This window comes from Streptomyces sp. MMBL 11-1, from assembly GCF_028622875.1.
Lineage (GTDB): Bacteria > Actinomycetota > Actinomycetes > Streptomycetales > Streptomycetaceae > Streptomyces.
Map to the genome: position 1 here is coordinate 3,706,777 of NZ_CP117709.1, position 12,842 is coordinate 3,719,618.

General features: G+C 63.0%; 14 protein-coding genes. All 14 read left to right on the forward strand.

What is annotated here, in order from left to right; translation table 11 throughout:
• The first annotated feature begins 51 nt into the window (after positions 1-51).
• The 14 genes from PSQ21_RS15970 to PSQ21_RS16035 all read left to right on the forward strand — a co-directional run bounded on the left by PSQ21_RS15970 (position 52) and on the right by PSQ21_RS16035 (position 12,573).
• Positions 52-423 (forward strand): hypothetical protein, encoded by a 372-nt coding sequence (locus PSQ21_RS15970; RefSeq protein WP_274031186.1) that lies wholly within the window; start codon positions 52-54, stop codon positions 421-423.
• Position 424: 1 nt separating this feature from the next.
• Positions 425-706, forward strand: coding sequence for a hypothetical protein (locus PSQ21_RS15975; protein WP_274031187.1), 282 nt, complete (start codon positions 425-427; stop codon positions 704-706).
• 210 nt (positions 707-916) lie between these two features.
• On the forward strand, positions 917-3,106 hold the full coding sequence (locus tag PSQ21_RS15980) for a phage tail tape measure protein (protein WP_274031189.1): 2,190 nt from the start codon (positions 917-919) through the stop codon (positions 3,104-3,106).
• A gap of 80 nt (positions 3,107-3,186) precedes the next feature.
• A complete protein-coding gene (locus PSQ21_RS15985; protein WP_274031190.1) occupies positions 3,187-3,993 on the forward strand; it encodes a phage distal tail protein in 807 nt (268 codons plus the stop codon).
• 45 nt (positions 3,994-4,038) lie between these two features.
• On the forward strand, positions 4,039-5,094 hold the full coding sequence (locus tag PSQ21_RS15990; protein ID WP_274031191.1) for a hypothetical protein: 1,056 nt from the start codon (positions 4,039-4,041) through the stop codon (positions 5,092-5,094).
• Entirely contained in the window at positions 5,078-5,689 is a 612-nt protein-coding gene (locus PSQ21_RS15995; RefSeq protein WP_274031192.1) for a hypothetical protein, read from the forward strand. Before PSQ21_RS15990 ends, PSQ21_RS15995 begins: the two co-directional genes overlap by 17 nt.
• Positions 5,689-5,985, forward strand: a complete 297-nt coding sequence (locus tag PSQ21_RS16000; RefSeq protein WP_274031193.1) for a hypothetical protein — start codon at positions 5,689-5,691, stop codon at positions 5,983-5,985. Before PSQ21_RS15995 ends, PSQ21_RS16000 begins: the two co-directional genes overlap by 1 nt.
• On the forward strand, positions 5,969-8,005 hold the full coding sequence (locus tag PSQ21_RS16005; RefSeq protein ID WP_274031194.1) for a hypothetical protein: 2,037 nt from the start codon (positions 5,969-5,971) through the stop codon (positions 8,003-8,005). The genes PSQ21_RS16000 and PSQ21_RS16005 overlap by 17 nt, the downstream gene beginning before the upstream one ends.
• Before the next feature lie 80 nt (positions 8,006-8,085).
• Positions 8,086-8,895 carry a peptidoglycan-binding protein gene (locus PSQ21_RS16010; RefSeq protein ID WP_274031195.1) on the forward strand — a complete coding sequence of 270 codons (810 nt, stop codon included), beginning with the start codon at positions 8,086-8,088 and terminating at the stop codon, positions 8,893-8,895.
• A 243-nt stretch (positions 8,896-9,138) separates the two neighbouring features.
• The gene (locus PSQ21_RS16015; protein ID WP_274031196.1) at positions 9,139-9,729 is read left to right on the forward strand and encodes a deoxynucleotide monophosphate kinase family protein; all 591 of its coding nucleotides are present in this window, start codon (positions 9,139-9,141) and stop codon (positions 9,727-9,729) included.
• A gap of 132 nt (positions 9,730-9,861) precedes the next feature.
• Positions 9,862-11,571, forward strand: coding sequence for a hypothetical protein (locus tag PSQ21_RS16020; protein WP_274031197.1), 1,710 nt, complete (start codon positions 9,862-9,864; stop codon positions 11,569-11,571).
• A gap of 70 nt (positions 11,572-11,641) precedes the next feature.
• Positions 11,642-11,869: a hypothetical protein gene (locus PSQ21_RS16025; protein ID WP_274031198.1), complete on the forward strand. Its 228-nt coding sequence runs from the start codon at positions 11,642-11,644 to the stop codon at positions 11,867-11,869.
• A complete protein-coding gene (locus tag PSQ21_RS16030; RefSeq protein WP_274031199.1) occupies positions 11,866-12,381 on the forward strand; it encodes a hypothetical protein in 516 nt (171 codons plus the stop codon). The genes PSQ21_RS16025 and PSQ21_RS16030 overlap by 4 nt, the downstream gene beginning before the upstream one ends.
• A 12-nt stretch (positions 12,382-12,393) precedes the next feature.
• The gene (locus PSQ21_RS16035; RefSeq protein WP_274031200.1) at positions 12,394-12,573 is read left to right on the forward strand and encodes a hypothetical protein; all 180 of its coding nucleotides are present in this window, start codon (positions 12,394-12,396) and stop codon (positions 12,571-12,573) included.
• Positions 12,574-12,842 lie beyond the last annotated feature (269 nt).

The window sequence follows — 12,842 nt, forward strand, 5'->3', positions numbered from 1 at the left end:
CGGTCCGCGTACACGGTTCGTGTCGATGGACTGAGGGAGTTTCAGCGCAACGTGCGTTCGCTGAGGGACAAGGAATTGAACAAGGCAGTTCGTGAAGCCAACAAGGCTTCCGGGGAAATCCTTGTCCCTCAGGCGAAGCACGAAAGTCCGGACGGGAAGCGCGACGCGAAGTCGTCGAAGAAGTACCGTCCGGGCAAGCTGGATAAGTCCATCAAGGTCACGGCGTCCGCGAAGGGCGCTGTCATTAAGGCCGGCTCAGCGGCACGTGTGCCCTATGCCGCCGCTATTCACTTCGGTTTCCGGAAGCGAAACATTCGCCCGAACCGATTCCTTTTCCGCGCTATGGCGCGACGCTCCGACCAAGTTGCCGCCACGTATGAGCGGCGAATCCACGCGGTCGTTCAGAGATTCTTGGAGAGTTGATATGCCCGCGAAGAAGCCCGCTTTCGTTCCCCCGACCGACTTCACGCTTGACCTGAAGCTTGAGTCTCTGACCATTGACGAGATCGACGCCATTGAGGAGATTACGGGTCAGCCGCTCGACGCGCTGAACAAGCCTGGTTCGCGGCGCGCTCCGATGCTCAAGGCGATGGCGTTCGTGGTCATGAAGCGGAAGCACCCGGAATTCTCCATTGAGGACGCTGGGGCGCTCCGTATCAACCTGAAGGGCAAGGGCAAGGCGGACCCTACCGCGACCAACGCGTAATTGCTTGCGCACGTCTGATCGGCCACTTCAAGGGGCTTACGTGGTCAGACGTGCGCAGCATGGAACTTCGCGATTTCAACGCGTTGGTTGAGCAGATGACGGAAGACGTCGAGGCAGAGCGCAAGGAAGTTCAGCGCGCCGGACGTGGCAGGGGCGGCAACGCTCAGGGTGGGGAACGGCGTACGCCGGTCATGACTTAAGGGCGGCGCTGTGGCACGACCTATTCAGGTAACGATTTTGGGCGACGCCGACCAACTGTCGCAGACGCTTGACCAAGCGTCCGAAGAGGTCAGCGCGTTCGGTGAGCACGCGAAGGGGCTTGCTCTTGCTGCGGGTGGCGCTATCGCTATCGGCATCGGTGCGGGCATCGCGTCGGCCCTTGAGAAGGAAGTGGGCAACGACCTACTTGCCGCCCAGTTGGGTGCGTCGCCGGCTGAGGCTAAGAAGCTTGGCGAAGCGGCCGGAGCCGTGTACAGCGACGGGTACGGCGAATCTGTGGCTGACGCCAATGAGGCGCTTAAGGGACTGTGGCAGCAAGGTCTAGTTCCGGCGGGTGCCACTGCCGACGAAATGGCGCACATTTCGAAACAGGCTATGGACGTCGCTACCGTCCTGGGTGACGAAGTCGGTCCGACGTCTGCCGCTGTCGGCCAGATGTTGAAGACGGGCCTTGCGAAGAACGCGACTGAGGCTTTTGACATTCTCGTCAAGGGCACCCAGGAAGGCGCGAACAAGAGCGAAGACCTCTTGGACACGTTCAACGAATACGGTGTCCAGTTCAAGGGGCTGGGGCTCGACGGTAAGACCGCAATGGGCTTGCTGTCTCAGGGTCTTCAGGGTGGCGCGCGTGACGCTGACCTTGTTGCCGACTCGCTGAAGGAATTCGGGCTTATCGTCCGCGCGGGTGGCGAAGAAGTGGACGCGTCATATAAGGCCATTGGCCTGAGCGGCAAGGACATGACGAAGGCCATTGCTGAAGGTGGTCCGGCGGCAGCGAAGGCGCTTGATCAGACGCTTGATGGACTCCGTAAGGTCAAGGACCCGGCGGAGCGCTCAGCCCTAGCGGTGAAGCTTTTCGGTACCCAGGCTGAGGACATGCAAGACGCGCTCTTCTCGCTCGACCCCTCGAAGGCTGTTGAGTCGCTGGGCAAGGTGGACGGCGCGGCGAAGGCGGCAGGCGACACCATGCACGACAACGCCGCCACGAAGGTGAAGCAATTCACCCGGGCACTTACGGGCTTCGCTACTGACGTCCTGGGGACGCTGGTCATTCCGGCCGTTACGGCGGTTGCCGGGAAGCTCAGCACGGTCGGTTCTGCCTTCGCGGCTACGGCTGGGTTCATCAGTCAGCACAGCGGCATTTTCGGCACCATCGCGGGACTGATTACCGTGATCCTGCTGCCCGCGCTAGTCGCCTGGGGAGTGACGGCAACGACGTCAGCGATAGCCAACGTGACGGCGTGGATTACGTCCGCCACGACGTCCACCACTTCGGCAGCAACTCAGGTGCTCGCACACTGGGCAGTCGTGGGCGGGTGGATCAAGTCGGCAGCGACGGCGGTTGCCAATGCGGCGATCGTGGTAGCCGGCTGGGTACTCATGGGCGCTCAGTCGCTTTTGCAGGCGGCGCGAATGGCGGCAGCGTGGCTTATCGCCATGGGGCCGGTCGGTTGGGTGATCGCTGGGATTGTGGCGCTTGTCGTCATCATCGTCGCCAACTGGGACACCATCAAGGAAAAGACGCTCGCCGCGTTCCAGTGGGTTTGGGACTGGGTCAAGAAAATCTTCGGGTGGCTGAAGGATCTCTTCCTGAATTTCACCGGTCCGGGCCTGATCATCAAGCATTGGGACAAGATCGTCAGCGCCACACGAAGCGCGTTCAACTGGGTGAAGAACCTAGCGAAGAACGCACTTGACGCCGTGGTCAGTTTCGTCATGGGCCTTCCGGGACGCCTCCTTTCTGCTGGGTCTCGACTGCTGAGCGCCGGTAAGGCAATCGGCGGTTACGTGATCAACGGCATCAAGAACGGGCTTTCCAAGCTGGGCGGTTTCGCGCAATCGTTGGGAGCCACCGTTACCCGCGCGGTGAAGGGTGCGATCAACGGGGTTATCAGCCTGATGAACTGGGCGATCCCGAACCGGTTGGGCATGGGGCCGCTGAGCATCGACATTCCCGATAACCCAATCCCGAAGATTCGTGCCATGGGTGGACCGGCTAGCGGTCGGGTGCGTGTCGGTGAGCGCGGGCCGGAAGAGGTCGTGTTGCCGACCGGTTCAACGGTCATCCCGAACCATCGGCTTGGCTCCGGCGGGGGCGTCACGGTCAACGTTCAGACCAATGCGGACCCGTTCGCTATCGGCCGTGAAGTGGCCTGGGCGCTCCGCACAAGTCCCGCGTAATCCAGCCTACTCGCGTAAGTAGGTAAGCGCCCCTCAGTGATGATGCTGGGGGGCGCTTCCATGTCTAAGGAGGTTGCCCGGTGGCTGAGTTGAGCGACTGGACGTGTGAGTACAACGGCGTTGTCATGGGCTTGCCGGAGTCTGCTATATCCATCGTCGGGGTTGATGGGCTTCTGTCCGCCCCGGAGATCCGTACGTCTGACCTTGTCCTTGTCCAGCGGAACGGGCTTTGGCCTGGGCGCGACTACATGAACGGGCGCACGGTCACGCTGACGCTTGAGGTCTACGGCTCGACGCGCGAAGAGTACACAGCGGCCCTCAATGCCCTTCAGGCGGCGTTTCAGCCCTGCACCGATGAACTCCCCTTCCGGTTCCGTTTCCCGGGCGCAGCGGGCGACCAGACAGCTTTCGTCATGGCGCGTGTGCGTCGGCGTAGCGCTCCGCTGGACCTGAGCTTCGCTTACCGCACCTGCAACATGGTCGTCGAGCTTTTCGCGACGTCTCCGTTTATCGAGGGGGACGCGCCGCGCACCATCCCCGTGCGGTCAGCCGGCCCCGACGATCCGGGCTTCACGCCAATCAGCCGGTTCACTCAGTACGGGACGTTCAACGCGCGCCCAGCGGTCGAGATTCACGGGGCGACTTCCCCGACGCTGACCGACGAAGCAACGGGTGAGTTCTTCGGCGTGAACTACACGGGCACGGTCCGTGTCGACTCCCAGGCGCAGACGGTTACCGATGGGGCAGGCGCGTCTATCGCTGGGCTGATCAAGCCGGGTTCGACGTGGCCGGAGTTCGCCCCGGGTGACCATCGCTTGAAGCTGACCACTGGGAACGCGAACCTTCAGGCAACGGCCGTTGTGTCGTGGGTAGACAGGTGGGTTTGATGACGCGACGTCACCGACTCCCTTCGTGTAAGTAGGGGGTGCGCCTTGTCTGAGTTTCAGGTTTTGCAGGTAGACGTGAAGACCGGCAACGTTGTAACGGCGTTGCCGGTTACGGGAATTGGCTACACGGAGACGTTGAACGCCGCCGGGACGTGCTCCGTTGGTGTACCGCTCGACGCTGCCAATCCGGCCACGTTGGAGCCTGGGCGTTCGGGCCTTGTGGTCACGCGTGACGACGTCCCCGTGTGGGGCGGACCGGTCTGGACGGCTTCCGCTGACCTTGCCGCCGGAGTGCTCACGCTGAACGCCGCTGGGTGGCACAGCTACTACGCCGCCCGGTACTTGAACGCCGCGAAGGGGTACAAGGGCAGCAAGGATCAGGCTCAGCTTCTTCGGGACTGGATCGGGTACGCGAACACGAACGACGGAATCGGCACGGTCGTCACGGGGCTCACGAACACGGGGCGTACGCGTTCCCGCACGTGGGCTTTCTCGGAGTTCAAGAACATCGCTGAGGCGGTCAACGAACTTGCCGACGAAGACGGCGGATTCGATTTCCGGTACGAAACGTTCTGGGCGAACACAGCGCGCACCCGGGTGGGTAACCGGCTCATGAAGTCGGCGCGCGTTTCGCTCGCCTTCCCGTCGCTGACTCATGGCGTGAACGCGAACGTGACAGCAGTCTCTTACGACGGGAGCCGGCTAGCGACGCGCGCCTATGCCTTCGGGGCGGATCTCGGTACGGGCGTCAAGCCTTTCGCTTCGTCGGTCAACGCGCTCGACACACCGACGCTGCAACAGGTCGTCACGTACGCGGACCTTCGGTCAACGGCGGAGCTGCTACCGAAAGCCGGAGCCCTGGGCGCTGTCGGTCGTCAGGTGATTGCGATTCCTTCGGTTGAGCTTTACCCGGGTGTGTACAGCCCCGGGACGCACATGTTGGGCGCGCACGGAACGGTGAATGTCGATTCCGGCTATGTGCAGTTGCTCGAAGAGTTCGTGATCAGTGAGCGACAGATAGCCGTAGACGTGAATGGAACCGAGACGGCGACGCTGTCTCTGGCGAGTAAGGAAGTGTTTGTAAGTGGCGATTCAGGCTAATGCGCTGCCGCCTTCTCTTTTGGCTGAGCTGAATGAGATGAAGCGCCGGCTGACTGCCCTTGAGCGGAAACCGAAGTTGGGCAGCGTGAATGAGCGCCTGCCGTACGGGTCTTATCAGTCGCCTTCGGTTGAAGGCACGGTTGGGCCGAACTTCCGGCATCTGCTGGGCATCATCAATTCCACGGGGTTGAATCAGCCGGTCCTTCTTCTGGCGATCCCGTTTTCCCTTCCCGGGGGCGCAGACGGCGCGCGGCTCGACGTGTCCGTGACGTTGTGGATGACAGACATGATCACGGGCGGCAAGACGAAGGAAATCACGCTCGACAAGACGAGTGCGCCGGACGGATTTACGCGTCAGCTCACCTTCACGTGGCTTCACCCTCAGCCGATCGGCTTTGACGACGCCGAACAGTGGAAGGGCTTCGAGATCAACTACCGCGTCAACAAGCGCGTAACGGTCAACGGGATCAGCCACACGGTCGGTATCGGGGAACCCCAGCTCGCAACGGGGCTTCCGGCAGGTACGTACGTGGAAGAGTCCACGGACGGTAACCCGCGCATCGACGGACAACTGACGCCCGTTCCGGGGTCGTGATGGCTGACATTGTCGGCACGGCCGAAGTCGTGGGGGGCGCGTGCCTGTTCCTGTTGCTGGTCTACCGGCAGGTTCGGACCGGCGCGCGGGATGCGTGGCGGGAAGTAGCGGAGTCCCAGACAGCGCGTGCTGAGGCTCTTGACGCTCAGGTGCAGACACTCATTTCTGAGGTCCGTTCGCTGCGCCTTGAAAACGAAGCGCTCCGTATAGAGGTGGCGTCGCTGCGCAGAGAAAATTCTGAGCTTCGTGAGCACATTGACAACTTGATTGGGGGCGCACGTGGCGATTCCGAATGAGATTCCCACTGTCCGCGTAACGGGAACTTATCTGGGCTGGGACGGTCGAGCCCTTAAGGGCACGGTCACGTTTACCGGTCCGGGGCTTGTGACGTTCCCTGAGTCGGACCTTTTCATTGCCGGTCCGGTTGTCGCCACGCTTGACGAACTGGGCCGGATCGTGGACGCCAACGGCAACGTCGGTATCCGCCTTCCGGCCACTGACTCCCCCGACATGAACCCGTCCGCGTGGACGTACACGGTTAAGGAGAATCTGACCGGCGTCACGGGGGCGCGCACCTATTCCATGGTGCTGCCGAAAGACACGCTGAACAACACCGTAGACCTTGCGGACGTCGCGCCGGCTGACCCGTCAACTCCCAACTACGTTGCCGTTCCTGGACCTAGCGCCTATGAAGTGGCAGTGGCGGGCGGGTACACGGGCACCGAAGCGGAATGGGTCGCGTCCCTCGAAGGTCCCCAGGGCGTTCGGGGAGTGCGCGGCTCTCAGGTGTTCACCGGTTCCGCTGCCCCCACTTCGGCGCTGGGTATCGACGGCGACGTATACGCCCAGTACGAGACGACTACGGTCCTGGGGGTACCGTCCACCACGGTTACCAACTGGGCGCGTTCTGGGGGCGCTTGGGCCACCGTTGGCGGTCCGGTTCGCGGCTCCGCGATCTACGTGAACAACTCAACGGGTACCCCAGTCACGGGAACCCGTCCGGGGGATCTTCTCGTTCGGTCAGACAGCGGAGACCTGTTCCAGCGCGGCGCGTCGCTGTGGGAGTCGAAGGGCAACATCAAGGGCCCGAAGGGCGACAAGGGCGATAAGGGAGACACAGGGGCGACCGGTCCGGCGGGTGCAGACGGTACGGGCGCGGGAACGGTTACGGCTGTCAACACGGTCGCGCCCGACGCGAACGGCAACGTCACGCTTACTGCGGTGAACGTGGGCGCTCTCTCCACCACGGGGGACGCACAGCTTGCCGGAAGTCTCAACGTCGTTGCGGCCGGCGCGGCTACCGACGTCTTCAAGGCTTCCAGCGCTGACGGCTCCGCGTACACGAGCATCACGACCGGCGGAGCGCTTGTTACGAACGTGTCCGCTTCGTTCAACGGGCGTATGTGGGTGCGCGCGGACAGCGCGGGTACCGATCCGTTCCGGGTGACGCTTGCCGACAACACCGAAATCATGTCGGTCCGCAAAACGGGCAGCGTGCGGCTTCCGATGGGAAACCTGTACGCCGACAAGAACCTTCGCGTTGGCGGCGCTGCTAGCGCATCGGGCATGGGCAGCGCTGTCACGGGCGTTCTTGCCGTTGACCACGGGACCGGACCTAGCGCGGTGAACCCGAACGGCGTCAACGTGTACGCCGAAGGCGGTCAGCTCAAGGTGCAAGAGTCGAGCGGCGCTGTCTTCACGGTCGGTGCGACGTCGAGCGCGCCGAAGAACACGTGGACGCCTCAAGCACTGGGCTTTGAAGCGTGGTCGTGTGACCCGTACACAGTGGCGAACCCGGTTGCGAAGTACCTGACTCCGCAGCGGCTTTACTTCGTGGGGCTGAACATCACGGAGCTGACAACGGTCAACCGAATCGTTCTGTACGCGCGCGGCTATGGCGGCGTGACGTCGAACCGGTACCGGGCGGGTATCTACCGGGAGAACGGCGCGAAGGTTGTCGAGACTGGCGGCGTCGCGCTGACGATGGCTGGGCAGGAAGCCGGGTCCATGCCCGCACAGAAGACGAACCATATCGGCGCTGTTCCTGTGACGATCACTCAGACCGCGCTTACGCCTGGGCGCTACTGGGTTGCGTTCTCGCTTGTTACGGGTGGCACGACTGACTTCGCGTTCTTCCACGTTCAGAACGAGTCCCCCATCGCGACTGCCAACTTTTGGATGCCGGGTACGCCGTTCGCGCGGGCGTGGTTCACGGAAGGGCAGAACAACGCGGCACTTCCGACCACTGTGAGCCAGACAGCGGCGGGTGCACGCGCTGACCATGACATCCCGATTGCGGCACTGGCCTACGTCTAACTCAGCCTACCCACGTGAGTAGGTACGGCCCCGGAGCAACACGGTTCCGGGGCCTCTTTGATGCGCGAAAGGAAATCGTTTTGAGCATTCCGAAGCTTCTGTCTCTCGGCCACGCCGAAGTCGGATACCGCGAAGGTCGGGCAAACGGCCATTGGAACAACTTTCAGAAGTTCTCGCCGGCCGTGCCTGGGCTTGAGTGGTCGCAGAATCAGGCATGGTGCGCCACCTTCACTTCGTGGCTTGCGCTGAAGGCTGGTCTTGCTGACGCCTACCCGCGCACGGCTTCGTGTTGGACCGGAACGAATTGGTTCAAGAACAAGGGGCGCTTTTCGGCGTACCCGGCGGTCGGCGCTCAGGTGTTCTTCGGCAATGGCGGGGGCAGTCACACGGGCATCGTGTACGCCTATGACGCCAATTACGCATACACGATCGAGGGGAACACGAACGGCAACGGCAGCGCTGAGGGTGACGGCGTGTACCTGAAGAAGCGCGCGCGTCGGGATTCGTACCTGTACGGGTACGGCTACCCGGATGTTAAGGGTGGCAGTGTGAGCGCTGACCCGAACGCCGCGAAGTTCGGGTATAAGCACAAGGCGACCGGCAAGGTTGGCGATCTGGGCGGGAAGCCCGCGAAGCCGAAGGCGTACGAGCCGTTCCCGGGTGCGGCTTTCTTCAAGCGTGAGCCGAAGTCGGCAATCGTTACCGCCATGGGCAAGCGCCTTGTTGCGGTGAAGTGCTCCGCGTACAAGGTCGGTCCGGGCGCTCAGTGGTCGGACGCTGACAAGGCTTCGTACGCGAAGTGGCAGCGGAAGTGTGGGTTCACGGGTGCCGACGCTGACGGTTGGCCCGGTAAGTCATCGTGGGACAAGCTGAAGGTCCCGAAGGTCTAAGGGGTGCACATGGGAGATCACAGTAAGCCGGGTCGCCTGGGTGGCGTTCTGTCCTGGGCGAAGGCTCACCCGAAGATCGTCAGCGCGGTCGTGGTGGGCGTCGTGGGCGTCGTCTCGGCCGTGAAGCCGGAGTTCCCGGGCGCTGCCGTTGTGTCTGCCGTCCACGCTGTCCTAGGGGTTTAGCCGGCTCAGGGTCACCGACACCCTTCGTGGGAAACGTAAGCAACCTACGAAGGGTGTCGCGTGGCCTATTACAAGAGCATCGGGCTTATCGGTCCCGCCCAGTCGGGTAAGGACTCCATCGGGTCTCGGCTCCGGCAGCGTTACGGATATCAGCGTGTGGCGTTCGCGGACCCGCTCAAGGCGGCGGCGCTGAAGCTGAACCCGTGGGTGGACGCCGCCTCTGCCGTTCGGGGCCCCGTGCTCTGCCGTCGGCTCTCTGAGTTGGTGGATGAGTGGGGCTGGGACCGTTGCAAGACGGAATACCCGGAAGTGCGGCGCACCCTTCAGCACGTCGGACAGACCGTTCGGGAGCTTGACCCCGACTTCTGGGTACGTGCCGCCTTCCCTGCGATCGTTGCCGCGTCTCGTCTGGGGCTTCCGGTCGTTGTTACTGACGTGCGGTACGAGAACGAAGCCCAGGCGCTCACTGCCCGTGGCTTCGAGCTGATCCGGGTTACGCGGCCCGGTGCCGGACTGGCGGACGAGACCGGACGGCACAAGAGCGAAACCGAGTTGGCCAACTACCCGACAGCGCTGACGATTTCGAACGCTGGGACGCTGGGTGAGCTGAACGACATTGTTGACAGCTTGCTCGTTCCGCGCACGCGTTGACAATTCCTCCCCCTATCGACTGCCTTCGGGTGGCCGGTAGGGGGATTTTTTCGTTGTGGGCTTGCGCCGTGCCTACTCGCGTGAGTAGGTTGGTTCCTGCAAGACACCGACAGCGACGAAGGGCAAGGGATCATGGCTAGCTACACTGCACCCGCCGGATACACGGTCTTCAGCATGGGTGCGGGCAAGGTTGGCCACGCCGCAAAGGGCACCGACACGCACACGCCCTGTAAGCGTCCGATCACGAAGAGCATCAAGCTTCTTCACACGCCCTTCGTCACCTGCACCCAGTGCGTCAAGGCACTTGCCGCCAACAAGGAAGAGACGAACATGTCTGTAGCTAACAACGTGGTCAGCGTCCGGGGCGGCAAGGTCCACTACCGCGCCCAGTACCTTGGCGACCACGTGTTCCCCGCGTGCCGTACGGGTGCCATGACGAACAGCGGCACGAAGTACCGCACGGTTGCCGCCCCTGTCGACTGCACCACGTGCGCCCGTTACGACGCCGCGCACTTCGCTGAGTACCGCCCCGAAGTTGAAGCCGACCCGAAGGAAGACGCCATGCCCGCGAAGCCCGAAGCCGAGAAGACGACCGAAGCTGACACGTCCGGTGAAGACATGTCCGCTGTCGCCAACACGGACGTTGACGCGCTGATCAGTGAGGTTCACACGACCATTGACGAACTGAAGAAGCTCGACCCGACGTCAGAAGGTGCGCACGGCAAGGCTGTCGAGCTGAAGCAAGAGGCGGACGGCAAGATTCGGAAGCTTCCGGCCGCGAAGCGCAACACGCTGCGACAGGACGTACGGGCGGCGTTCAAGGTGGCGACCACGAAGCCGGAGCCGGCCCCCGCCCCTGAGCCGATCACGCCTACCGCAGTGCAGACGCGCGCCGAAGCCGACGCCGAAGCCGCCGCTGAGGACCCGCGCAAGTTCGAAGGCGTTGACAAGCTGATCAAGGACGGCGTCAAGGCGTTCAGCGAAGGTCTCGATCTGGGGCTGAGGCTGACGAACGTCGGTGACCGGTTGGCGCGCATCATCAATCAGATGCGCCTCAGCATCCCGAACCCGGACGCCGGGAACCTCCCCGACCTGATGTCGATTCGCAAGACGACGAAGAACGGTTCGAGCGCGATCTACAACGCCGTTCGCAAGGGGATTGCAGACGACGACGTTGACCGGATCGCCGCTCACAACTCGATGGTGCGCGCGTCTCAGAACAAGGCTTCCGACGTCCTTGTTGAGTACCTTGACAGCTTCGACACGATGCCGCTTGAAGAAGCACGCGCCACGATGGACGCGCGTTTCCCGGGTGCCACTGAGAAGCTGGACGAGAACGCGAAGCTCCGCGAAGAGCTGGACGAAGACGACGCGAAGCGGCCGGCTGAGCTTTCCCCGTCCGACGCAATCCGCGCGCTGTACGCCGATCACGGAATCATCCTTCCCCGCTACGGCCGTACGGAGCTTGCGCGCATCGACCGGCGCGTGAAGAAGCTCGAAGGCTTCACGAAGGAACTGGAGACGCTGAGCGAAACCGCGAACGCTCCCGCCGAAAAGGTCGAAGAGCTGGAAGGCGCGATCACTGAACTTCGGGAAGAGATTCCCGCCCAGTTCCTTGAGCCGGTGAAGGAGAAGACCGACGCCGAGAAGACCGCTGACGCCCTTGCCGCTGTGAAGGCAGCGATGGAGCGTGCGGGCAAGCGCGCGAAGAAGGTGAAGACCGCAAAGCAAAAGCAGAAGGTCAAGGCGGAGTCGTACGCGCTGATCCGTGCCTTCGTGGACGCCATGGGGCTTGACCTGAGCGCGCTTGTCCCGGCGGACGACGAAGACGACAACAAGTAACCGTCCGACACACTGAGCGACGCCCCCGGGAGTGACTGGCCTGGGGGCGTCGCTGTAAGGAGGTAGTCCCGTGGCAAAGCAGGAATACCCGGCACGGCTGGGCGACGTGTACGCCGGAGAGAGCGCGGCGACCAACAACCCGGACACGGTTGTCATCCGGGCGTACGTCAGCGACCGGAAAGACCTTGACCGGCCGGTTCTTGTCGAGCTGACCAGCAAGGGGGCGCGCGACGTTGCCGCCCGACTACTCGAAGAAGCCGACAAGGCGGAAGCCGCAGCGAAGGGGAGGCGGGCGTGAAGACGTACACAGCCGTTGAAGCGGTTATCACGGACGGCGAGACTCACGGCGTAGCGAAGAACTCAACCGAGCCGTACATGACGGAATGCGGTACCGGGGCCGGCTTCGAGCTGGAAGGGGTGGAACCCACGTGCGTTGACTGTCGTACCGCGCTGGGGCTCGACGGCGGAGCCACACCGAAGGCTGACCCCGTGGTTACGGTCGGGATGTGGCACGCCATGCAGGACGATGCGCAGCGGGCAGCACGCACCCAGGCGGGACGGCAGCGTGAGGAAACCCCGGCGGAGAACGAAGAGCGCATGGCTAAGGCTGAAGCGGCGCGCGTCCTGGGTATGGCATGGACGACCGTTTGGCGGCAGGCAAACCACATGAGCGCCGTTGAGTTCACGCGGTGGGCGAAAGACGGCGGCAACGTCCTGAGCGGCCCCGTTGTCGAAGCGGAGAAGCGCCGATACCGCAGCGTGCGCGGCCGGTACGAAGAGCGCAAAGCCCAGCTCGAAGCCGAAGGCTGAGGCGACCGGCCCATGTGGGAACGCATCGAAGCCGGGCTGTACCGCTACCGGAAGACACGTGAGCCGGCTGACGTGATCCGGGTCGGCCCCCGCAAGTGGGAAGCCAACTACCGCCACAACGGCACGCGCGACCAACGGTTCTTCAAGACAGCGCGCGAAGCCAAGCTTCACATCGAGCTGACGTGCCGCTAGATCGGCCCTGAGCGCCCCGCACAGCACCTAGAAGCCCCGCCGGGTCTCCAAGTACCGGCGGGGCTTCGTCACACCCTCACAGCGCCGGACAAGGGCTGAGCTGGGCTTTGTGATGCTGTGACGCTGTGACTCAAAATCAAGAACAACATAAGACTTCTCTAAGGCAACCCCAGCTCGACGCCACATCGTCACAGCGTCACCCGTTCCGCTGGTTCGGTCACCGACTCCCTTCAGGACAAGTAGGAGACTACGAAGGGAGCGACCTTGCC

Bases quoted from the DNA above. Each gene is read 5' to 3' on its own strand.
- PSQ21_RS15975 (WP_274031187.1), top strand. From the start codon at position 425: ATGCCCGCGAAGAAGCCCGCTTTCGTTCCCCCGACCGACTTCACGCTT.
- PSQ21_RS16000 (WP_274031193.1), top strand. From the start codon at position 5,689: ATGGCTGACATTGTCGGCACGGCCGAAGTCGTGGGGGGCGCGTGCCTG.
- PSQ21_RS16020 (WP_274031197.1), top strand. From the start codon at position 9,862: ATGGCTAGCTACACTGCACCCGCCGGATACACGGTCTTCAGCATGGGT.
- PSQ21_RS16035 (WP_274031200.1), top strand. From the start codon at position 12,394: ATGTGGGAACGCATCGAAGCCGGGCTGTACCGCTACCGGAAGACACGT.